This window comes from Streptomyces sp. NPDC087310, from assembly GCF_044744405.1.
In the GTDB taxonomy this organism is placed as follows: domain Bacteria; phylum Actinomycetota; class Actinomycetes; order Streptomycetales; family Streptomycetaceae; genus Streptomyces.
On sequence record NZ_JBIUYF010000011.1, the window covers coordinates 100,750 to 122,299 of the forward strand.

At 72.3% G+C, this 21,550-nt stretch carries 17 protein-coding genes; 8 read left to right on the plus strand and 9 right to left on the minus strand.

What is annotated here, in order from left to right:
* Positions 1-342: 342 nt before the first annotated feature.
* Positions 343-999 (minus strand): TetR/AcrR family transcriptional regulator, encoded by a 657-nt coding sequence (locus tag ACIO3P_RS35150; protein ID WP_401850354.1) that lies wholly within the window; start codon positions 997-999, stop codon positions 343-345.
* A gap of 146 nt (positions 1,000-1,145) precedes the next feature.
* Here ACIO3P_RS35150 and ACIO3P_RS35155 point away from each other — a divergent pair, with 146 nt between their 5' ends.
* Both ACIO3P_RS35155 and ACIO3P_RS35160 read left to right on the plus strand, forming a co-directional pair.
* Positions 1,146-2,384: a cytochrome P450 gene (locus ACIO3P_RS35155; RefSeq protein ID WP_401787973.1), complete on the plus strand. Its 1,239-nt coding sequence runs from the start codon at positions 1,146-1,148 to the stop codon at positions 2,382-2,384.
* Between the two features lie 13 nt (positions 2,385-2,397).
* A complete protein-coding gene (locus ACIO3P_RS35160) occupies positions 2,398-2,655 on the plus strand; it encodes a ferredoxin (RefSeq protein WP_329826087.1) in 258 nt (85 codons plus the stop codon).
* On the opposite strand, the gene ACIO3P_RS35165 is transcribed toward ACIO3P_RS35160, so the two are convergent.
* The 6 genes from ACIO3P_RS35165 to ACIO3P_RS35190 form a co-directional block, all read right to left on the minus strand.
* Entirely contained in the window at positions 2,618-3,214 is a 597-nt protein-coding gene (locus tag ACIO3P_RS35165) for a HutD family protein (protein ID WP_401850356.1), read from the minus strand. The two genes, ACIO3P_RS35160 and ACIO3P_RS35165, sit on opposite strands and share 38 nt — an antisense overlap.
* Positions 3,211-3,969, minus strand: coding sequence for a VWA domain-containing protein (locus tag ACIO3P_RS35170; RefSeq protein ID WP_329826085.1), 759 nt, complete (start codon positions 3,967-3,969; stop codon positions 3,211-3,213). The genes ACIO3P_RS35165 and ACIO3P_RS35170 overlap by 4 nt, the downstream gene beginning before the upstream one ends.
* Positions 3,970-4,205: 236 nt before the next feature.
* On the minus strand, positions 4,206-5,666 hold the full coding sequence (locus ACIO3P_RS35175; RefSeq protein ID WP_329826084.1) for a glutamate synthase subunit beta: 1,461 nt from the start codon (positions 5,664-5,666) through the stop codon (positions 4,206-4,208).
* Positions 5,659-10,227 (minus strand): glutamate synthase large subunit, encoded by a 4,569-nt coding sequence (gene gltB, locus ACIO3P_RS35180; RefSeq protein ID WP_329826083.1) that lies wholly within the window; start codon positions 10,225-10,227, stop codon positions 5,659-5,661. The genes ACIO3P_RS35175 and gltB overlap by 8 nt, the downstream gene beginning before the upstream one ends.
* Before the next feature lie 517 nt (positions 10,228-10,744).
* Positions 10,745-11,473: a VIT1/CCC1 transporter family protein gene (locus ACIO3P_RS35185; protein ID WP_329826082.1), complete on the minus strand. Its 729-nt coding sequence runs from the start codon at positions 11,471-11,473 to the stop codon at positions 10,745-10,747.
* A gap of 156 nt (positions 11,474-11,629) precedes the next feature.
* Complete coding sequence (locus tag ACIO3P_RS35190; protein ID WP_401850357.1) at positions 11,630-12,106, minus strand: GNAT family N-acetyltransferase; 477 nt, start codon at positions 12,104-12,106, stop codon at positions 11,630-11,632.
* A 165-nt stretch (positions 12,107-12,271) separates the two neighbouring features.
* Here ACIO3P_RS35190 and ACIO3P_RS35195 point away from each other — a divergent pair, with 165 nt between their 5' ends.
* Genes ACIO3P_RS35195 through ACIO3P_RS35220 form a run of 6 tightly spaced genes read left to right on the plus strand, consistent with a single transcriptional unit; the run spans position 12,272 to position 19,375 of the window.
* The gene (locus ACIO3P_RS35195; protein WP_329826081.1) at positions 12,272-13,312 is read left to right on the plus strand and encodes an ADP-ribosylglycohydrolase family protein; all 1,041 of its coding nucleotides are present in this window, start codon (positions 12,272-12,274) and stop codon (positions 13,310-13,312) included.
* Positions 13,309-14,598: an ADP-ribosylglycohydrolase family protein gene (locus tag ACIO3P_RS35200; protein ID WP_329826080.1), complete on the plus strand. Its 1,290-nt coding sequence runs from the start codon at positions 13,309-13,311 to the stop codon at positions 14,596-14,598. The genes ACIO3P_RS35195 and ACIO3P_RS35200 overlap by 4 nt, the downstream gene beginning before the upstream one ends.
* Entirely contained in the window at positions 14,558-15,832 is a 1,275-nt protein-coding gene (locus ACIO3P_RS35205) for an ADP-ribosylglycohydrolase family protein (protein WP_329826079.1), read from the plus strand. Before ACIO3P_RS35200 ends, ACIO3P_RS35205 begins: the two co-directional genes overlap by 41 nt.
* On the plus strand, positions 15,829-17,241 hold the full coding sequence (locus tag ACIO3P_RS35210) for an ADP-ribosylglycohydrolase family protein (protein WP_401850359.1): 1,413 nt from the start codon (positions 15,829-15,831) through the stop codon (positions 17,239-17,241). Before ACIO3P_RS35205 ends, ACIO3P_RS35210 begins: the two co-directional genes overlap by 4 nt.
* Positions 17,238-18,560, plus strand: coding sequence for a CaiB/BaiF CoA transferase family protein (locus tag ACIO3P_RS35215; RefSeq protein WP_401850361.1), 1,323 nt, complete (start codon positions 17,238-17,240; stop codon positions 18,558-18,560). The genes ACIO3P_RS35210 and ACIO3P_RS35215 overlap by 4 nt, the downstream gene beginning before the upstream one ends.
* On the plus strand, positions 18,557-19,375 hold the full coding sequence (locus ACIO3P_RS35220) for an aldolase/citrate lyase family protein (protein WP_329826077.1): 819 nt from the start codon (positions 18,557-18,559) through the stop codon (positions 19,373-19,375). The genes ACIO3P_RS35215 and ACIO3P_RS35220 overlap by 4 nt, the downstream gene beginning before the upstream one ends.
* Positions 19,376-19,408: 33 nt before the next feature.
* Here ACIO3P_RS35220 and lgt read toward each other — a convergent pair whose 3' ends face one another.
* Positions 19,409-20,410, minus strand: coding sequence for a prolipoprotein diacylglyceryl transferase (lgt, locus tag ACIO3P_RS35225; protein WP_401850363.1), 1,002 nt, complete (start codon positions 20,408-20,410; stop codon positions 19,409-19,411).
* 153 nt (positions 20,411-20,563) lie between these two features.
* Positions 20,564-21,508 (minus strand): DsbA family protein, encoded by a 945-nt coding sequence (locus ACIO3P_RS35230; RefSeq protein WP_401850364.1) that lies wholly within the window; start codon positions 21,506-21,508, stop codon positions 20,564-20,566.
* Positions 21,509-21,550 lie beyond the last annotated feature (42 nt).

The window sequence follows — 21,550 nt, forward strand, 5'->3', positions numbered from 1 at the left end:
CATGAAGCCCAGCCGTCATCCGGTCGGCAGACGCTTGACGAAAGCCGTCACCGCCCCACTCCACTACCGCGTGCCCCGCAGGGCGAACCGGCCCGCAAGCCTGGGACCGAGCGAAGGCACATCGGTGTTTCCCAGGGACCCCCCCGCCCCCTCCCCACTGCCCTTCCAGCGGCGCAGGGGTGTGCGTCAAGGGTGGAGCGCAGCGACATCGGCGAAGCCGACGCGACAAAGGAGCGCCCTTGACGCACACCCCGGAGCCGCGATCATCGAACCAGGGAGGGGGCGGGCCACCCGCCGTAAAACACACCCGGCCCACCCCGACAGGCCAGCCCGAACCACCCCTCAGTGCGGGTCCGCCGAGAAGCCGGCTTTCAGGGTGTCCAGGGTCAGGGGGGTGCCCGGGAGTGTTGAGCCGGCCGGGGCGCGCAGGGAGTCGAGGACCAGGGCCATCGCGCGCTCCGAGACCTGCCAGGACGCCGCGTCGGACACCGCGCGCATCGGGCGCAGCAGCAGGGAGAGCAGCGCGGCCACGTCGCCCGTTCCGACGTCCGGGCGCAGTGTGCCCTCCTCCTGGGCCGCGCGCACCACCTGGTCCAGGATCGCGACCAGTTCGCGCCGGAATTCGGTGGCTTCCGGGTCCGCCTCGACGGCGCGGGACACCAGCGGCGAGAGGATCGTGAGCTGCACGCTCAACTGGAGTTCGCGTGACGTACGGAGCAGCCGCACCAGGGCGTTCCAGGAGCTGGACTCCTCGGCGAGGGCGGCCCGGGCGCCGGCGATGACCTGGGCGTAACTGTCGTGTGCGACGGCCAGGATGAGCGAGGTCCGGTCGGGGAAGCGCCGGTAGAGCGTGCCGATGCCGACGCCCGCCTGGCGGGCGACCTCCTCCATCGGTACGTCGGGGCCCTCGGCGCCGAAGACGCGCTTGGCCGCCGCGAGGATCTGGTCGCGGTTGCGCCGGGCGTCCGCCCTCAGGGGTCTTGCGGGGTCCTGCCTCATGTCACCGCCTCTCCGTAAGGGATGGCTGATTCTGCCACCCCTGATATGGACGAAAAACCTCCACTTAGTTACCGTCGAGAGTGCGCACAGGTGATCGCGCACAGGTGATCCCGCTTTGGCTCCACCGCCTGGAATGGAGTGATCCGATGAGCAATCCCCCTGACGTCACCGACCGGTCCGATGTGACCGACCGGTCCGATGTGAACATGCCTCTCCCCCGCACCTGCCCCTACGCCCCGCCCGCCGAGTACGGGCGGCTGCGCGAGGAGACCCCGGTCGCGCGGGTCTCCCTGCCCACCGGTATGACCGCCTGGGCGATCACGCGGCACGAGGACATCCGTACGGTGCTGACCGACCCCCGGTTCAGTTCGGACCGGATGGCGCCCGGTTTCCCCGCGCTCAGCCCGTCGCAGCAGAAGCTGGCCGCCGACGTCAGGCCCACGATGATCGGTATGGACGGACAGGAGCACGGTACGGCGCGGCGTGCCGTGCTGGGCGAGTTCACCGTACGGCGGATGCGGGCACTCCAGCCGCGTATCCAGCAGATCGTGGACGAGTGCCTGGACGCCATGCTGGCCGGGCCCCGGCCGGCGGATCTGGTGACGGCGCTGTCCCTGCCGGTGCCCTCGCTGGTCATCTGCGAGCAGTTGGGGGTCCCGTACGAGGATCACGAGTTCTTCCAGCTCCATTCGTCCCGGCTGATCGGCCGCACCCCGTCGTACGAGGAGAAGCTCGACGCGTTGAACTCGCTGCAGGGGTATCTGGGGACCCTGATCGCGGACAAGGAGCGGGAGCCGACCGACGATCTGCTCGGCCGGCAGATCGTCAAGCACCGCAAGGAGGGCTCGTACAACCGCGAAGACCTGATCGGTCTGGCGTTCCTGCTGCTCATCGCGGGTCACGAGACCACCGCGAACATGATCTCGCTCGGCACGCTGGCGCTGCTGGAGCACCCGGACGAGCTGGCGGCGCTGCGCGCGGAACCGGCGAGGACTCCGGCGGCCGTCGAGGAGATGCTGCGCTCGTTCACCATCGCCGACGCCGTGGTGTCCCGCGCGGCCACGGAGGACGTGGAGGTGGGCGGGGTGCTCATCCGGGCGGGCGAGGGCGTCCTCGTCCTCAGCAACGCGGGCAACCACGATCCGGCGGTCTACCCGCGCCCGGACGAGCTGGACATCGAGCGTGGCGCCCGTAACCACCTCGCCTTCGGCTTCGGCGCGCACCAGTGCCTGGGGCAGAACCTGGCCAGGATGGAGCTGCAGATCGTCTTCGACACCCTGGTGCGGCGGGTCCCGGGGCTGAAGCTCGCGGCGCCCGTCGAGAAGCTGCCGTTCAAGAACGACAGCTCGGTCTACGGCATCTACGAGATGCCGGTCAGTTGGTGAAAGGAGCTTCCTCATGAGTACCGCACCACGGATCGTCGCGGACCGTACGCGCTGTGTCGGCGCCGGTCAGTGCGTCCTCACCGCACCGGAGCTGTTCGACCAGACCGAGGACGACGGCACGGTGGTCGTCCTGGCCGAGGAGGTCGGGGAGGACGACCTCGACAGGGTCAGGGAGGCCGTGCACATCTGCCCGAGCGGCGCGCTGACGCTGGTGACGGATGAGGCGGGCCGGCTCAGCGCGACCGGGCGGGCGGGACGGTCCGGAGCGTGACGAGCGCCGCGCGTCCCTCGCCCTGGAGGGTCACCGGGCCGGAGCCGGGCGTCAGGACCGCCGCGTCGTAGCGGTCGAGCGGGGTGCCGCCCCGGGTCGCCGCCGTCTCCAGGACCATCGGCGTCTCCAGGGACACGGCCACCACCGTGCCGCCGTCGGGTACGGGGACAGGGAGGGCGCCCCGCACGACGGCGACCTCCGCGGCCGTACGGTCCCTGGCGTACATGACGTTGAAGTTGACGACCGGCCCCGACAGGAGCAGGCAGCCGGTCGGCAGGTCGCCCGGGAAGGACGCCGGGACGTACCGCTCGGCCACCCGTCGGCACCGCCCGCCGACCGTGAGGTCCATGCCCGCGCCCTCGACCATGGTCAGGATCCGGTCGACGCCGGGGAAGACGGAGAACGGGCCGTCCCCGGCGACCTCCGCGAGACTGATCCGCCAGTCGAATCCGGCCGTACCGGCGTTCTCGGGCCAGGAGGCGATCTCGCGGGTGACGCCGCCGCCGTTGCGCCACGGTACGGCGGCGCGGCTCCCCGCTCGCAGCACGGGGGGGGTCACGGGACGATGCCCTGTGCCCGTGCGGCCGCCAGCCAGTGCGGGAACTCGGCGGTCAGCCGGTCGTACAGCTCACCGTCCGGGACCTCGCGCGGGTCCTGGCCCGCGTGGAAGAAGCCCGCGTTGTCGACGGCGCGTTTCTGCGGGACCGGGAGTTCGTCGAGCTTGCGGAGGAAGTCGAACTGGCGGCTGTCCGGGTCGCCGAAGCCGATGAACTGCCAGAACAGCGGCAGCTTGGCGGCCTTGCAGAGGTAGCGCTCGGCCGCCGGCCTGCTGATCGGGCCGCCGTCCGTCTGGAAGACGACCAGGGCCGGGGCGGTCGGGCCGCTGTCCAGGTAGTGGTCGATCACGGCGTCCATCGCCAGGTGGTAGCTGGTCTTCCCCATGTGCCCCAGGGAAGCGACGATCTTGGCGATACGGTCCTCGTGACCGGCGAGCGAGATGTCCGTCTCCGCGTCGATGTCCGTCGAGAAGATGACGACCGGGACGATCCCGTCGTCGTCCAGGTTCGCCGAGAGACCCAGCACCCGGTCGGCGAGGGCCTGGACCGTGCCGTCCCGGTAGTACTCGCGCATCGAGCCGGAGTGGTCGAGGACGAGGTAGACGGCGGCGCGCTCCCCGCTCAGCCCGTTCTTCTCCAGCGAGATCTTCGCGCTCTTGTAGAGGCTGACCAGCGCGGGGGCCGTCTCCTCCAGCTTCCTCAGGCTGATGCCCTGGCCGGAAGGGCTGGAAGGGGCGGAACCGGGAGCCGTGACCATGCGCGTCCTCTGCGGTCGGCGGAGCTGAACTCCCGTGATTCTCCCACTGGTCAGGACGCTGCCGGTCCCCACGCACGCCACGGCGCCTGCCATGGGTCCGGTCGGGGACTTGGAGGCAGGCGCCGCGTCTTGCGGGAGGGCCCGGGAGACGCTCCCCGGGCCAACACCGCCCGTACGCCGTTGTACGGGAGTCTCTTGGGTCGTGCAGTGGTGATGCGGTGGTGCAGTGGTACGGATCAGGCCATCAGGGCCCGGTCCGTCGGGCGGATCGGGGACGGGAGGTCGCTGGCCCCGGTGAGGTGCCGGTCCACGCCCGCCGCCGCCGAGCGGCCCTCGGCGATCGCCCACACGATCAGGGACTGGCCGCGGCCCGCGTCACCCGCGACGTACACGCCGGGGACGTTGGTCGCGTACTGCGCGTCCCGCGCGATGTTGCCGCGCTCGTCCAGCTCCAGGCCGAACTGCTCGACCAGGCCGTTCTGCTGGTCGGTGCCGGTGAAGCCCATCGCGAGGGTGACGAGCTGGGCGGGGATCACGCGCTCCGTGCCCGCCTTCTGGTTCAGCTTGCCGTCCTTGAACTCCACCTCGATCAGGTGCAGGGACTGGACGTTGCCGTCCTCGTCGCCCTCGAAGTGGGTGGTCGAGACGGAGTAGAGCCGCTCGCCGCCCTCCTCGTGCGCGGAGGTGACCTTGTAGAGCATGGGGAAGGTCGGCCACGGCTGGTGCGCGGCGCGCTCGGCGCCGGGCTGCGGCATGATCTCCAACTGGGTGACGGAGGCGGCGCCCTGGCGGTGCGCCGTACCGACGCAGTCCGCGCCGGTGTCGCCACCGCCGATGACCACCACGTGCTTGCCCTCGGCGGTGATCGGGGAGACCGTCAGGTCACCCTCCTGCACCTTGTTGGAGAGCGGCAGGTACTCCATCGCGAAGTGGATGCCGTTGAGGTCGCGGCCCGGGACGGGCAGGTCGCGCGAGACGGTGGCGCCCGCCGCGATGACCACCGAGTCGTACCGCTTGCGCAGGGTCGACGCGGTGATGTCCCGGCCGACCTCCGTCTCCGTACGGAACTTGGTGCCCTCCGCGCGCATCTGCTCGATACGGCGGTTGATGTGCGACTTCTCCATCTTGAACTCGGGGATGCCGTAGCGCAGCAGTCCGCCGATGCGGTCGGCGCGCTCGTACACCACGACCGTGTGACCGGCACGGGTGAGCTGCTGGGCCGCCGCGAGGCCGGCCGGGCCCGAGCCGATGACGGCGACGGTCTTGCCGGAGAGCCGCTCGGGGGGCTGCGGGGTGACGTCGCCGCTGTCCCACGCCTTGTCGATGATGGAGACTTCGACGTTCTTGATGGTGACGGCCGGCTGGTTGATCGCGAGGACGCAGGCGGACTCGCAGGGCGCCGGGCAGAGCCGTCCGGTGAACTCCGGGAAGTTGTTGGTGGCGTGCAGGCGCTCGCTCGCCGCCGTCCAGTCCTCGCGGTAGGCGTAGTCGTTCCACTCGGGGATCAGGTTCCCGAGCGGACAGCCGTTGTGACAGAACGGGATGCCGCAGTCCATGCAGCGCCCGGCCTGCTTGCTGATGATGGGGAGCAGCGAGCCCGGAACGTAGACCTCGTTCCAGTCCTTGACGCGCTCCTCGACGGGGCGGGACGTGGCGACTTCGCGCCCGGTGGTGAGGAAGCCCTTCGGGTCAGCCATTGGTCGCCGCCTCCATCATCTTCTCGGTGGTCTCGGTCTCGGAGAGACCTGCCAGCTCGGCGGCGTCCTTGGCGGCGAGCACTGCCTTGTAAGTGGTCGGGATGATCTTGCTGAAGCGGTCCGCGGCGGCGTCCCACTCGGCCAGCAGCTTCCCGGCGACGGTGGAACCCGTCTCCTCCTGGTGGCGGCGCACCACGTCGTGCAGCCACTGCTTGTCGGTGTCGTCGAGGGGTTCGACAGCCGCCAGGTTCCCGGCGTTGACGTTGTCCGGGTCGAGGTCGATGACGTACGCGACGCCGCCGGACATGCCGGCCGCGAAGTTACGTCCGGTCTCGCCGAGGACGACGGCCTGGCCGCCGGTCATGTACTCGCAGCCGTGGTCGCCGACGCCCTCGGAGACGACCGTGGCGCCGGAGTTGCGGACGCAGAAGCGCTCGCCGGTCCGGCCGCGCAGGAACAGCTCGCCGCTGGTGGCGCCGTAGCCGATGGTGTTGCCGGCGATGGTCGAGTACTCGGCGAGGTGCTCGGCGCCGCGGTCGGGACGTACGACGACCCGGCCGCCGGAGAGGCCCTTGCCGACGTAGTCGTTGGCGTCGCCCTCCAGGCGCAGGGTGACACCGTGCGGCAGGAACGCGCCGAAGGACTGGCCCGCGGAGCCGGTGAAGGTGATGTCGATGGTGTCGTCGGGCAGGCCCGCGCCACCGAACTTCTTGGTCACCCGGTTGCCGAGCATGGTGCCGACGGTCCGGTTGATGTTGCGGATGGCGACCTGGGCGCGTACGGGCTGGGCGGCCTCGGCGCTGTCGGCGCCGAGCGCGTCGGCGGCGAGCCGGATCAGCTCGTTGTCGAGGGCCTTCTCCAGGCCGTGGTCCTGCTCGATGACCTGGTGGCGCGGGGCGGTCTCGGGCAGCTCCGGTACGTAGAAGAGCGGCGCGAGGTCGAGGCCCTGGGCCTTCCAGTGGTCGACGGCGCGCTCGGTGTCGAGCAGCTCGGCGTGGCCCACGGCCTCTTCGAGGCTGCGGAAGCCCAGCTCGGCGAGGAGTTCGCGGACCTCTTCGGCGATGAACTGGAAGAAGTTGACGATGTACTCGGCCTTGCCGGAGAAGCGCTCGCGCAGCACCGGGTTCTGGGTGGCGATGCCGACCGGGCAGGTGTCCAGGTGGCAGACGCGCATCATGACGCAGCCGGAGACGACGAGCGGCGCGGTCGCGAAACCGTACTCCTCGGCGCCGAGCAGCGCGGCGATGACGACGTCGCGGCCGGTCTTGAGCTGGCCGTCGGTCTGGACGACGATACGGTCGCGCAGGCCGTTGAGCAGCAGGGTCTGCTGGGTCTCGGCGAGGCCGAGCTCCCAGGGGCCGCCCGCGTGCTTGAGCGAGGTGAGCGGCGAGGCGCCCGTACCGCCGTCGTGGCCCGAGATGAGCACGACGTCGGCGTGTGCCTTGGAGACACCGGCGGCGACGGTGCCGACGCCGACCTCGGAGACCAGCTTCACGTGGATGCGGGCCTGCGGGCTGGCGTTCTTCAGGTCGTGGATGAGCTGGGCGAGGTCCTCGATGGAGTAGATGTCGTGGTGCGGCGGCGGCGAGATCAGGCCGACGCCGGGGGTGGAGTGCCGTGTCTTGGCGACCCACGGGTAGACCTTGTGGCCCGGGAGCTGACCGCCCTCGCCGGGCTTGGCGCCCTGGGCCATCTTGATCTGGATGTCGTCGGCGTTGACCAGGTACTCGCTGGTGACGCCGAAGCGCCCGGAGGCGACCTGCTTGATGGAGGAGCGGCGGGCCGGGTCGTACAGCCGGTCCGCGTCCTCGCCGCCCTCGCCGGTGTTGGACTTGCCGCCGAGCTGGTTCATGGCGATGGCCATGGTCTCGTGCGCCTCTTGGGAGATCGAGCCGTACGACATGGCGCCGGTGGAGAAGCGCTTGACGATCTCGGAGGCGGGCTCGACCTCGTCCAGCGGCACGGGGGCGCGTCCGGAGGTGAAGTTGAACAGGCCGCGCAGCGTCATCAGCCGCTCGGACTGCTCGTTCACCCGGCCCGTGTACTGCTTGAAGATGTCGTAGCGGCGGGTGCGCGTGGCGTGCTGGAGGCGGAAGACCGTCTCCGGGTCGAACAGGTGCGGCTCGCCCTCGCGGCGCCACTGGTACTCGCCGCCGATCTCCAGCTTGCGGTGGCTCGCGGAGATCCCGGAGGCGGGATAGCCCTTGGCGTGCCGGGCGGCGACCTCCTGGGCGACGACGTCGAGTCCGGCGCCGCCGATCTTGGTGGCGGTCCCGTTGAAGTACTTGTCCACGAACGCCTGGTCCAGGCCGACGGCCTCGAAGACCTGTGCGCCGCGGTAGGAGGCGACGGTGGAGATGCCCATCTTGGACATCACCTTGAGGACGCCCTTGCCGAGCGCGTAGATCAGGTTGCGGATCGCCTGCTCGGCCGTCAGGCCCTCGATGAACGTACCGGCGCGGACCAGGTCCTCGACGGTCTCCATGGCGAGGTACGGGTTGACGGCGGCGGCGCCGAAGCCGATGAGCAGCGCGACATGGTGCACCTCGCGTACGTCGCCGGCCTCGACCAGCAGCCCCACCTGGGTGCGCTGCTTGGTGCGGATGAGGTGGTGGTGGACGGCCGCGGTGAGCAGCAGCGAGGGGATCGGGGCGTGCTCGGCGTCGGAGTGCCGGTCGGAGAGCACGATGTTCCGGGCGCCGCTCTCGATGGCGGCGTCGGTCTCGGCGCAGATCTCCTCTATACGGGCGGCGAGGGCGTCGCCGCCGCCGCTGACCCGGTAGAGGCCGGAGAGCGTGGCGGCCTTCATGCCCGGCATGTCGCCGTCGGCGTTTATGTGGACGAGCTTGGCCAGCTCGTCGTTGTCGATCACCGGGAAGGGCAGGGTCACGCTGCGACAGGACGCGGCGGTCGGCTCCAGCAGGTTGCCCTGCGGGCCGAGCGAGGAGCGCAGCGAGGTGACCAGTTCCTCGCGGATGGCGTCCAGCGGCGGGTTGGTGACCTGCGCGAAGAGCTGGGTGAAGTAGTCGAAGAGCAGCCGGGGCCGGGCGGAGAGCGCGGCGATCGGCGAGTCCGTACCCATGGAGCCGATGGGCTCGGCGCCCGCGCGGGCCATCGGCGCGAGCAGGACGCGCAGCTCCTCCTCGGTGTAGCCGAAGGTCTGCTGGCGGCGGGTGACCGAGGCGTGGGTGTGCACGATGTGCTCGCGCTCGGGGAGGTCGGACAGCTCGATCTCGCCGGTCTCCAGCCACTCCTTGTAGGGCTGTTCGGCGGCGAGGGACGCCTTGATCTCGTCGTCCTCGATGATGCGGTGCTCGGCGGTGTCGACGAGGAACATCCGGCCGGGCTGGAGGCGGCCCTTGCGGACGACCTTCGCCGGGTCGATGTCGAGGACGCCGACCTCGGAGGAGAGGACGACGAGCCCTTCGTCGGTCACCCAGTAGCGGCCGGGGCGCAGTCCGTTGCGGTCGAGGACCGCGCCGACCTGGGTGCCGTCGGTGAAGGTGACACAGGCGGGGCCGTCCCACGGCTCCATCATCGTGGCGTGGAACTGGTAGAACGCGCGCCGGTCGGCGTCCATCGAGTCGTGGTTCTCCCACGCCTCGGGGACCATCATCAGCACGGAGTGCGGCAGCGACCGGCCGCCGAGGTGGATCAGCTCCAGGACCTCGTCGAAGGAGGCGGAGTCGGAGGCGTCGGGCGTACAGACGGGGAAGATCCGCTCCAGCTTCTCCGCCGTGTCCGCCCCGAAGAGGTCGGAGGCGAGCTGGGACTCACGGGCGCGCATCCAGTTGCGGTTGCCCTTGACCGTGTTGATCTCGCCGTTGTGCGCGACGAAGCGGTACGGGTGGGCGAGCGGCCAGCTCGGGAAGGTGTTGGTGGAGAACCGCGAGTGGACCAGCGCGACGGCGGTCGCGAACCGGCGGTCCGAGAGGTCCGGGAAGAACGGTTCGAGCTGGCCGGTGGTGAGCATGCCCTTGTAGACGATGGTCCGGGCGGAGAGGGAGGGGAAGTAGACCCCGGCCTCACGCTCGGCGCGCTTGCGCAGCAGGAATGCCTTGCGGTCCAGGGCGATGCCGGTGCTGGTGCCGTCCGCGACGAAGATCTGGCGGAAGGCCGGCATCGTCGAGCGGGCGGTGGAGCCGAGCAGCTCGGGGGCGACGGGGACCTCGCGCCAGCCGAGGACGTTCAGGCCCTCTTCGGCGGCGATCGTCTCGATGCGCGAGACGGCGTCCGTGGCGTCGTCGGCGGGCAGGAAGCCGATACCGGCGGCGTACGCGCCGGCCTCGGGCAGGTCGAGACCCGCGACCTCGCGGAAGAAGGCGTCCGGCACCTGGAGGAGGATTCCGGCGCCGTCGCCGGAGTCGGGCTCCGATCCGGTGGCGCCGCGATGTTCGAGATTGCGCAGTACGGTCAGCGCCTGCTCCACCAGCTCATGGCTGGCAACACCGGTGAGGGTGGCCACAAAGCCGACGCCGCAGGCGTCGTGCTCGTTACGGGGGTCGTACATCCCTTGCGGGGCGGGGCGACCGTCCATGGGCGACCAGGCGTCGGAACGCATCGGCTCTCCCGTCGTCGTGTGTATCGGCTTGGCATATGCGATTACCGAGGGACGACGCTGGCCCTCCAAGAAATTTCGTGCAGGTTACATGATGGAAAGCTTCTCGGGAAGCGGATGGCGCGTTCCAGCATGTGGACACCGCTCGTAGCGGTGGATGTGGGGGCGCAGACGGACAGATCGTCGTCCGTTCGGCTGTGGCGGAGCTGGCTTCGTTGCCTGCGGCGCCTACGGCTCATGCCCGGTGATGAACGACTCGAAACCGCCGGGTAACGGCTACATATGTGGCGCCAGGCATAGTGTCGCACCCGCAGGGCCGGAACGCCCAGGGACGTAGGTCACAGGGAGGCCGATTTCCCCCGCCGGGCACGGCCGACGGGGGATTCTTTTCGGCCGCGCCATGTGTCGTACGGATGTACGACACGTACCGGGAATGTACGAGGCGGATGTCCGGGGCGGGGGTTACGGGGCTACCGGCTTCACGGGGCTACCGGCTTTACGGGGCTACGCGGCGGGCGCGTCAGAGCGCGGCGCCGAACAGCGCGCCGAGCCCGTACGTGAGCGCCGCCGCCGTACCGCCGAGGACGAGCTGCCGCAGCCCGCTGTACCACCAGCTCCGCGCGGTCACCCGGGCCACCAGCGCGCCACAGGCGAAGAGCCCGACGAGCGCGAGCAGCACCGCGGGCCAGAGCACGGTGGCACCGAGCAGATACGGCAGGACCGGCAGCAGCGCGCCCAGCGCGAAGGAGCCGAACGACGACACGGCGGCGACCAGCGGCGACGGCAGATCGTCGGGGTCGATGCCCAGCTCCTCGCGGGCGTGGATCTCCAGCGCCTGCTCGGGGTCGCGGGAGAGCTGCGTGGCCACTTCGAGGGCCAGGTCCGGCTTCACGCCCCGGGAGACGTAGAGCGCGGCCAGCTCGGCCAGCTCGTCCGCCGGATGCTTGCGCAACTCCCGCCGCTCGACGTCGAGTTCGGCCTGGACCAGCTCCCGCTGGGAGGCCACGGAGGTGTACTCGCCCGCGGCCATGGAGAAGGCGCCCGCGGCGAGCCCCGCCAGCCCGGTGATCACGATCGTCTGCTGCGAGACGGCGCCACCGGCGACCCCGGTCATCAGCGCCAGGTTGGAGACCAGCCCGTCCATCGCGCCGAACACCGCGGGACGCAGCCAGCCGCCGTTCACATCGCGGTGCGTGTGATTGTCACGGTGGGCCTCGTGGAGTGTGGCCTCGGTTTCGATGATGGACATGCTTCTCCCCTTCGCGGGGGCGGATCCCGGGTCCGTCCGCGGACCGGTCCACACCCCCCAACGCTTCGAAAATACGCACGAAAAATCGCTCCCGCCAGCAAGGAAGGCCGTACTTACCAGGCAGGAGGAGGGGGAAAGGCGAGGAAAGGAAGGCGGTCAGACGCCCGGACCGCCGAACGGCAGATCGCGGTGGAAGACGGCCATGGGCTGCCCCGGCCCGTTGTAGTCGTCGACGATCTCCACGGCGAAGCCGAGACGCCGGTGGAAGGCGACGGAGCCGGTGTTCCCCACCGAGGTGACCGCCTTGAGCCGCTCAGCGCCCTGCCCCCGCGCGGCCTCGGCGAACGCCGCGTACAGCCGTCGTCCGAGGCCGGTGCCCCGCGCGTCGTCCCGGACGGCGACGAGATGGGTGTACCCCGTGCCCGTCGGGGTGACGAACCCGAAGAGATAGCCGCGGATGCCGTCCTCGGCGCGCGCCACCAGGCAGGTCGGGCCGAACTCCTGCACCAGGGCGAGCAGGTGCAGCGACCGGAGATCGCGCTCGCCCCAGTAGCGGGGGTGGTCGGCGAGGACCTGATGGACGTCCGCCGTCCGCGCCGGTTCGATCCGTGGGCCGTTCGCCGTCGCCGTCATGGTCACGAGCATGGCAGGTGACACGCGTCCGCGGATGCCACCCGGGTGACAGCGAGGCGCCACCCGACTCGTCCGGTGTTCCGCGTGGCAGGGATGGCGGAAGGCGCCATGGGTGCAGTGGGCGAAGTGGGTGCAGAGGTCCGGGGTCGAGTTAGGGGTCACACCATGGAACAGACGGCATGCGACCCCGCCGCCGAGATCGCGGTGGTACGTGACCGGGCGCGCGGCGCGCTGCTGGGCCTGGCCGTCGGCGACGCGCTCGGCGCGCCCGCCGAGAACATGCGGCCCTCCGAGATCCGGCGCCGCTGGGGCCGGATCGAGGGCTTCGTGGCCGAGCACCCGGCCGGTACGGACGACACCGAGTACGCCATCTTCTCCGGGCTGCTGCTCGCCCGGCACGGCTCGGCGCTGACCGTCGCCCATGTCGAGAAGGCGTGGCACCACTGGCTCGCGGACCACGACGAGGGCCCGTTCCACGGGGCCGGCTTCAGCGAGCGCGGCACCCTGGAGAACCTCAGGCGCGGGCTCGCCGCACCGATCACCGCCCAGCACCGGCACGCCTGGAGCGACGGGCTCGCGATGCGCGCCGCGCCGTTCGGGGTCTTCGCTGCGGGCCGCCCCGAGGAGGCGGCGCGGCTGGTCGCCGTCGACGGCCGGGTCAGCCACGACGGCGAGGGCATCTACGGCGGCCGGGCGGTCGCGGCGGGCGTCGCCGCAGCGATGACGGGCGCGGGACCCGCCTCGGTGATCGCCGCCGCGCTCTCCGTCGTCCCCATGGACTCCTGGACGGCCCGCACCCTGCGCCGCGGCGTCGTCGCCGCGCAGCGCGCCTACCCCGACACCCTCACCAGGGAACGCGCGGTCCGCTCGGCGGTGGTCATCGGCGGCTACCCGTGGACGGACCTGGCCCCCGAGGCGGTCGGCCTGGCCTTCGGCGCGTTCGCCGCCGCGCGCGGCGACTTCCGTACGTCGGTACTCACCGCCGTCAACATGGGCCGCGACGCGGACACCACGGCGGCGGTCGCGGGCGCGCTGGCGGGCGCCCTGTCGGGGGCACGGGCGATCCCCACGGAGTGGTCCTCGGCCATCGGCCCGGTACGGGGAAGCTGTCTGCCGTCGATGCGCGGCTACCACGTCCTGGACATCGCGGACCTGCTCACCCCGTACGACGACGATCCGTACGACGACGAAGAGGCGGCCTCATGACGACGGGACGGGACGACGCGCAGGCCAGGACGAGGGAGGGGGAGGGGGTGGAGGTGGGGTACGGATCCGGGCTGCTGCTCGCCGCGGAGCCGGCCGGCGCCGCCCCCCGTGATCCGTTCCGGCGGATCGAGGGCCTGCTCCTCGGGCTCGCCGCCGGGGATGCCGCGGGCTGGCCCGCCGCGCGCCACCGGGCGGCCCGGATGCCCGAGTGGACCCGCCGGCTCACCCGTGAGCTGGACACCTTCGCCGAGCAGAACGCGACCACCACCCTCCCCGTCCCCATCGCCCTCAACCAGCCGCCCGAACCGCTCCGGCTCGGGCCCTCCGACGACGCCGAGTGGGCGGCCTTCGCCGCCGGGTGCGTGCTCGCCGCCGCCGGGCGGCGCTTCGACGGGTTCACCGCCGCCCGCAGGGTCCGCGTCGCCGTCGACCTCGCCTGGAACTCCCTGGCCGGCGAGATCGCCGCCGCCGCGGCACGCGCGCCCGAGGTCGAGTCGGCCGTGCCGCCCCTGCGGGCCCGGATCTCCGTACGCGCGGGCCTCGGCAACCTCGCCACCGGGCTGCGCCCACCCGCCACCGGTCACGACAATCCGCACTACTTCGACGACGCGGCCTGTGTCCGCGCCGCCGTCCTCGCCACCGTCCACCCCGGCGACCCCTCGCGCGCCGCCGCGCTCGCGGAGTTCGACGCCCGGTACACCCAGGACGGCGACGGGGTGCACGGGGCCCGTGCGATGGCCGCGGCCGTCGCCGCCGCACTGGGCGGCGCGGACCCCGAGGCCGCCGTGGACGCCGCGCTCGCCCAGCTCCCCGGTACCACGGAGATCGGCCGCAACGCCCGCCACGCCGTCAAACTGGCCCGGGACTTCGTCCATGAACCGGCCGGTGCCTTCGCCCTCGTACCGCTGCTGGAGCATCAGATCGTCGACCACGTCTACAGCTACGGCATCGCCGCGGCCGAGACCGTCCCCGTCGCCCTCGCCCTGACCCTCGCCGCCCGGGGCGAGGTCAGCGGCGCGGTCCCGGCCGCCGCCTGTCTCTCCCGGGTCGCGGACTCCGCCCCCGCGCTGGCCGGCGCGCTGACCGGCGCGCTCGGCGGCGGGGACGCCGTGCCCGTCGCCTGGCGGGACGCCTGCCGCACGCTCGCGGGGTGTGCGCTGCCCCGGCTCGCCGGTACGGATCTGGTGGAACTCGCCGGGCTTCTCACAGCCACGGAACTGACCGCCCCGGGGGGACAATTCCGACATGACGACGCTGAGCACTCCCCCGACGCCCGGCACACCTGACTCCCCCGAACCTCCCGCGACACCGGCCACCACACCCGCTCTCGCCACACCGGACCTTGCCGCACCGGACCTCGCCGCACCGGACCTCGGCGAGCGGATCGCCGGCGCGCTGATCGGCGCGGCCGTCGGCGACGCGCTCGGCGGCCCGGTCGAGGGGTACTCCCCCGAGCAGATCGTGGAGCGGCACGGCGGCCGGGTGACCGGCATCGTCGGACCGTGGTACGAGGACTGGCGCACCGCCCGCCCCCTCGCGCCGTACCACAAGGGCGACGGCCACATCACGGACGACACCCTGATGACCCACGCCCTGATCCGGGTGTACGCCCGCGTCCGCGACCACCTCGACGCGTACGCGATCGCCGAGCACCTCGTCCCCGACCTGATCTCCACCCCGCGCTGGATCCCTGAGCTGGAGGCCGAGGCGCTGCCCCTCCAGCGGATCTTCCTCGCCGAGAAGTGGCTGGTCGCACGGGTGCACTACGGGCATGTCGACCCGCGCGAGGCGGGCACGGGGAACATCGTCAACTGCGGCGCCGCGATGTACATGGCGCCGGTGGGACTGGTCAACGCCGCGCATCCACGGGCCGCGTACGCCGAGGCGATCGATGTGGCGGGCGCGCACCAGTCCTCGTACGGACGTGAGGCGGCCGGGGTCTTCGCCGCGGCCGTCGCCGCGGCCTGCGCGCCGGACGCCACGCCCGCCACGGTGGTGGAGACCTGCCTCGCCGTCGCGAAGGACGGCACGCGCGCCGCGATCGAGGCGGTGTGCGAGGTCGCCTCCCGGCACCGCTGCACGGAGTCGGCGCTGCGCGGACTGCGCGAGGCCGTCACCCCCTTCGACACGGTGGGACCGCACTACCGCGCGCCCTCCCTGGGCGCCCGCAGACCCTCCCGGCTGCACTCCATCGAGGAACTCCCCATCGCGCTGGGCATGTTGCTGATCGGCGCCGGCGACTACCGCCGTACGGTGCTCGGTTCGGTCAACTACGGCCGGGACTGCGACTCGATCGCCACGATGAGCGGCGCGCTCGCGGGGGCGCTGGGCGGCGCGGCGGCGGTCCCGCCGGAGTGGGCGGACCGGGTGGCCGAGGCAAGCCGTCTCGATCTGCGGTCCCCGGCACGGGAGTTGACCGAGGTGGCGTACGAGATGTTCGCCCGGGACACGGAGCGGCGCCGCGCCCACGAGTCGGCCTTCGCCCGGCTGACGGAGCGTCAGTTTCAGGGCGTACGGTGACGGGCCTCCGGCTCACCTGGGTGCAGCCCGAGGACCTGGTCGGCCACGAGCTGCGTCAGGCGGCGCAGGACGGCCGCGACGCCACGGAGATCGCCGGCCGCTGGCACGCGGCGGGCGGCGCCCCCGCCCCGGACCGCGCGGGCGCCTCGCCGGAACCGGCGGCGCCCCGACTGCGGGCGCTGGCAGAGCGGTTGCTCGACGAACTGGCCGAACTGCCCGCCCCGCGCGCCGAGACGGAGCCGACGGACCTCACCGCGATCCGGGCGGCCTGCCCGTCCTGGCCCCCCGGACCGGAGGAACCGCAGGGCGAGCCCCAACCCGCGCTCACCCAGGGCGCGTTGCATGCCGCCTGGCTCGGCCGGGCCGCCGGATGCCTGCTCGGCAAGCCCGTCGAGAAACTTCCCCTCGCCGGTATCCGCGCCCTCGGCCGCGCCACCGGCAACTGGCCGCCGCGCACCTGGTTCACCGCGCGCGGTGTACCGGCCGAGCTGGCCGCCGCGTACCCCTGGAACCGGCGTTCCGCGCCGACCTCGCTCGCCGAGAACATCGACGGGATGCCCGAGGACGACGACCTCAACTACCCGCTCCTCAACCTGCTGCTCCTCCAGCGCCACGGACCGGAGTTCACCACCGCGCAGGTCGCCCGGCTGTGGCTGGACGAGCTGCCGGCCGGGCGTACGTTCACCGCCGAGCGGATCGCGTACCGCAATCTGCTCGCCGGGATCGAGCCGCCGGACACCGCCCGGTACCGCAACCCGTTCCGGGAGTGGATCGGGGCCGCCATCCGGGCCGACGTCCACGGCTGGACCCACCCCGGCGACCCCGCGTCCGCCGCAGCGCAGGCCCACCGGGACGCGACGCTCACCCACACCGGCAACGGTGTGTACGGCGCGATGTTCGTCGCGGCGGTCATCGCGGCGGCGGCCAGGAGCGCCGACGTACACGCCTGTCTGCGGGCCGGGCTCCGCGTCGTACCACCGCGCTCCCGGCTGGCCGGGGCCGTGGGCCTCGGCATCGAAACGGCCCGCGCCCACCCGGACTTCGACACCGTGGCCGATGTGCTGCACGCCGCACTCGGCCACTACCACTGGGTCCACGCGGTCCCGAACGCCGCGCTGCTCGCCGCCGCGCTCACCCATGCGGACGGCGACTTCAGCGGCTCCATCTGCCGTGCCGTGTCCGGGGGTTGGGACACCGACTCGAACGGCGCGAGCGCCGGGTCGATCGCCGGGCTGCTGGCCGGGCACCCGGCCAGGCTGCCCGACCGCTGGACGGCGCCGCTCAAGAACCGGCTCGCGACCTCCGTCACCGGCTTCCACGGCACCGGCTTCGACACCCTCGCGGAACTGACCCGCGAGGCCACCCGCACCGTACGTACCGAGACCCAGACCGAGACCGAGGCCCGATGACCGACCACACGGACGACCCGACGGATGACATGACGGATGACATGACGGACGGGAAGACGGGCGAGGAGACAGGCGAGGAGACAGGCGGGAAGACGGGCGGGAGGACCGCCGCCGCGCCCGAAGCCTCCGCCCGACCCCTCCCCCTCGCCGGGGTGCGCGTCCTCGATCTCGCGACGCTCTTCGCGGGGCCGCTGGCGGCCACTCTCCTCGGTGACTTCGGCGCCGAGGTGATCAAGGTCGAGCACCCCACCCGCCCCGACCCGTCGCGCGGGCACGGCCCCGCCAAGGACGGGGTGGGCCTGTGGTGGAAGCTGCTCGGCCGCAACAAGCGGACCATGACGCTCGACCTCTCCACCCGGGGCGGCCGTGAGCTGCTGCTCGGGCTCGCCGCGCGGACGGATGTGATCATCGAGAACTTCCGGCCCGGCACCCTGGAGAAATGGGGCCTCGGCTGGGACGAACTCTCCCTGGCCAACCCCCGCCTCGTGCTGGCCCGGGTGACCGGCTTCGGCCAGTTCGGTCCGTACGCGCACCGCCCCGGCTTCGGCACGCTCGCCGAGGCGATGAGCGGGTTCGCCGCCGCCACGGGCGAGCCGGACGGGCCGCCCACGCTCCCGCCGTTCGGCCTCGCCGACTCGATCGCCGCGCTGGCCACGGCGTACGCGGTGATGACCGCGCTCAGCGGGCGGGACGCCACGGGCCGGGGCCAGGTGGTCGATCTGGCGATCATCGAGCCGATCCTGACCGTGCTGGGGCCGCAGCCGCTCTGGTACGACCAGCTCGGCTATGTCCAGCCCCGTACGGGCAACCGCTCCCGCAACAACGCGCCCCGCAACACCTACCGCACCGCCGACGGCTCCTGGCTGGCCGTCTCCACCTCGGCGCAGTCCGTCGCGGAACGGGTGATGCGGCTGGTCGGCCGCCCCGAGCTGATCGACGAGCCGTGGTTCACGACGGGCGGCGGGCGCGCCGGCCACGCGGACACCCTGGACGACGCGGTCGGCTCCTGGATGGCCCGCCACACCCGCGCCGAGGCGCTGGCCGCGTTCGAGAAGGCCGAGGCCGCGATCGCGCCCGTCTACGACATCCGCGACGTGATGACCGATCCGCAGTACCGGGCGCTGGAGACGATCACCGAGGTCCAGGACCCCGAGCTCGGGCCGCTGCGGATGCAGAACGTCCTCTTCCGGCTCTCCGAGACCCCCGGCGCGATCCGCTGGGCGGGCCGGCCGCACGGCGCGGACACGGACGCGGTCCTCACCGAGCTGGGCCTGTCGGCGGCGGAGATCGCGGCGCGGCGTGCGGAGGGTGCGCTGTGAGCACCGTACCCACCCCGCTGACCTGGCTGTACGTCCCCGGGGACCGGCCGGAGATGATGGTGAAGGCGCTGTCCTCGGGGGCGGATGTGGTGATCGTGGACCTGGAGGACGCGGTCGCGCCCGAGCGCAAGGCGTACGCGCGGGCCGCCACCGCCGAGTTCCTGACCGGGCCGCACCCGCTCCCCGTCCATGTCCGGGTCGCGGACGAGACTGACCTGCCCGCCGTCGCCGCGCTGCCGGGGCTCGACGGGCTCCGGCTGCCGAAGGTCACCCACGCCTCCGACATCCACCGCGCGGCGGCGCGCGCCCCCGGTGTCCCGCTGTACGCCCTGCTCGAATCGGCCCTCGCCGTGGAACACGCCCACGCCATCGCCTCCGCGCACCCGGCGGTCCGTGGCATCGCCCTGGGCGAGGCGGATCTCCGCGCCGATCTGGGGGTACGGGACGACAGCGGCCTGGACTGGTCGCGCGGCCGGGCCGTGGTGGCGGCCCGCGCGGCGGGGCTGGCGCCCCCGGCGCAGTCGGTGTTCCCCGACGTACGGGACCTGGACGGGCTGGCGGCATCCTGCCGCCACGGCCGGGCGCTGGGCCTGCTGGGCAGGGCGGCGATCCACCCGCGCCAGCTCCCGGTGATCGAGCGCGCCTACCGGCCGTCCCCGCAGGAGATCGCGTCGGCGGAGGAGATCGTCGAGGCGGCGGCCGAGGAGGCGGGCGCGCAGGCGCTGGTCGACGGGCGTTTCGTGGACGCGGCGATCGTGGCGGCGGCGCGGCGCACACTCGCCCTGGCGGTGCGGGGGTCGCAGACGGTCACCTGACGCGACCGCGACCGCCGCACCGCTTCCCGGGTACTAGCTCTGGCCGGGCCTCCCGGCGGCGGTCTTCCCCGCGTCCGTGGAGTCCGCGCCGTCCTTCGCGCCGTCCTTCGCGCCGTCCTTCGCTTCCGCCGTGCCGTCGGCCACGGAATCGGTCTCGCCGTCCGCCTCCGTGTCCGCCTTCGCGTCGGTCTTCGCGTCGGTCTTCGCGTCGGTCTTCGCGTCGAGGTCCGGCTCCACGATCTCCTCACGCCCCGGCCGCAGCCGCGACGAGATCACGATGTAGGTGACCGCGAGCAGGAAGACGAGGACCGCCGTCCAGACGTTCAGCCGGACGCCCAGGATGTGGTGCGCCTCGTCGACACGCATGTACTCGATCCAGGCACGTCCCACGCAGTACGCGGCGACGTACAGGGCGAAGACCCGGCCGTGGCCCAGCTTGAAGCGGCGGTCGGCCCAGACGACCAGGAGCGCGACGGCCACGCACCACAGCGACTCGTAGAGGAAGGTCGGGTGGTAGAGACCGGCTTCCCGGTTCGGGCCCGCCGAGATCTTCAGCGCCCACGGGAGGTCCGTCGGCTTGCCGTACAGCTCCTGGTTGAACCAGTTGCCCCAGCGGCCGATGGCCTGCGCGAGGACGATCCCGGGCGCGATGGCGTCCGCGTACGCCGGGAGCGGGATGCCCCGGCGGCGGCAGCCGATCCAGGCGCCGACCGCGCCCAGCGCGATCGCGCCCCAGATGCCGAGGCCGCCCTCCCAGATCTTGAAGGCGTCGACCCAGTTCTCGCCCTCGCTGAAGTAGAGCTGGTAGTCGGTGATCACGTGGTAGAGACGGCCACCGACCAGTCCGAAGGGCACCGCCCAGACGGCGACGTCGGCCACCGTGCCGACTTTTCCGCCCCGGGCGACCCAGCGCTTGCCGCCGTACCAGACGCCGACGAAGACACCGATGATGATGCAGAACGCATAGCCGCGCAGCGGTAGTGGTCCGAGGTGGAGCACTCCGGTCGACGGGCTGGGAATGTAGGCAAGGTCCATATCAGACCCGACGGTACAGTGCCGGGCGGGAGCTGCGGCAACCCGCCCGGCACTTTTTCTCCGTCACCGGCGTCCGTGACGAGCGGGGCCGCACCGGGGTCCCCCCGGCCTTCCGGCGCCCCCGGCGCCCCCTGCCCAGGCGGCTGAGGCGGCTCAGGCGGCGGGCAGCGTGCCCGGCTGGGCCTGGGGCTCCGTCGCCGATCCGCTCGCGGACTCCCCGGCGGGGGCCTCGTCGGGTCCCCGCTGGCCCCGCTGCGGGGCGCCCGCCGGGATCGAGGCGGGCGTCGTGGGCGTGGCGGTGCCCGGCTTCTTGCCCTTGTTGGCCTCCTGGACCCACTTCTTCAGATTCGCCGGGGTGATGTCCTCGCCGCCCTTCTTCGGGAAGACCGCCTCCCCGTTGAGCAGCACGGTCGGCGTCCCGGAGAAGCCGCCCGTGCGGAACGCCTCGGCGGCCTTCTCCACCCACCGGTCGTGCTCGCCCTTCTCCACGCACTGGCGGAAGCCGGGCGCCGACTCCAGGCCGTTCACCTTGCCCGCCAGCTCCAGCAGCTTGCCGTTCTGCGCGAAGGCGTCGTCCGTCTCCGCCGGCTGGTTCGCGTACAGCAGGTCGTGGTACGGGGCGAACTTCCCGGCGTCCTGCGCGCACGCGGCGGCGTTGGCCGCGCGCAGCGAGCCCGTACCGCCCATGTTGCCGTCGATGATCGTCGCGAGGTGGTACTCGACCTTCAGCTCGCCCGACCGCTCCAGCTCGTGGATCACGCCGCGGAAGCCGTTCTCGAACTGGGAGCAGGCCGGGCAGCGGAAGTCCTCGTACACCGTGAGGGTGGACGGCGCGTCCGCCGCCCCCACGGGGATCGCCAGATCGTCCTTGCCGTTCACACCGGACGGCGCGCTCACCGCGGCCGCCGCCTCCGATCCTCTGTTCTTCTTCACGTTCGCCGCGATCACCCCGACGACACCGACCAGGCCGAGCACCCCGGCCACGGTCGCCGCCATGATCAGGGTGCGCCTGCGCTTCTCGCGCGCCGCGTCCGCCACGCGTTCCTGCTGGAGCCGCTCTCTCGCGCTCCTCTTTACCTCACGGTTCTTCTCGCTCACGCCTCGCAAACGAACCGGGGAGGTGCCTGCGCACCTCCCCGG

Coding starts and splice junctions, on each gene's coding strand:
- ACIO3P_RS35150 (WP_401850354.1), bottom strand. CDS start 999: ATGAGGCAGGACCCCGCAAGACCCCTGAGGGCGGACGCCCGGCGCAAC.
- ACIO3P_RS35155 (WP_401787973.1), top strand. CDS start 1,146: ATGAGCAATCCCCCTGACGTCACCGACCGGTCCGATGTGACCGACCGG.
- ACIO3P_RS35160 (WP_329826087.1), top strand. CDS start 2,398: ATGAGTACCGCACCACGGATCGTCGCGGACCGTACGCGCTGTGTCGGC.
- ACIO3P_RS35170 (WP_329826085.1), bottom strand. CDS start 3,969: ATGGTCACGGCTCCCGGTTCCGCCCCTTCCAGCCCTTCCGGCCAGGGC.
- ACIO3P_RS35175 (WP_329826084.1), bottom strand. CDS start 5,666: ATGGCTGACCCGAAGGGCTTCCTCACCACCGGGCGCGAAGTCGCCACG.
- gltB (WP_329826083.1), bottom strand. CDS start 10,227: ATGCGTTCCGACGCCTGGTCGCCCATGGACGGTCGCCCCGCCCCGCAA.
- ACIO3P_RS35185 (WP_329826082.1), bottom strand. CDS start 11,473: ATGTCCATCATCGAAACCGAGGCCACACTCCACGAGGCCCACCGTGAC.
- ACIO3P_RS35190 (WP_401850357.1), bottom strand. CDS start 12,106: ATGACGGCGACGGCGAACGGCCCACGGATCGAACCGGCGCGGACGGCG.
- ACIO3P_RS35195 (WP_329826081.1), top strand. CDS start 12,272: ATGGAACAGACGGCATGCGACCCCGCCGCCGAGATCGCGGTGGTACGT.
- ACIO3P_RS35200 (WP_329826080.1), top strand. CDS start 13,309: ATGACGACGGGACGGGACGACGCGCAGGCCAGGACGAGGGAGGGGGAG.
- ACIO3P_RS35205 (WP_329826079.1), top strand. CDS start 14,558: ATGACGACGCTGAGCACTCCCCCGACGCCCGGCACACCTGACTCCCCC.
- ACIO3P_RS35215 (WP_401850361.1), top strand. CDS start 17,238: ATGACCGACCACACGGACGACCCGACGGATGACATGACGGATGACATG.
- lgt (WP_401850363.1), bottom strand. CDS start 20,410: ATGGACCTTGCCTACATTCCCAGCCCGTCGACCGGAGTGCTCCACCTC.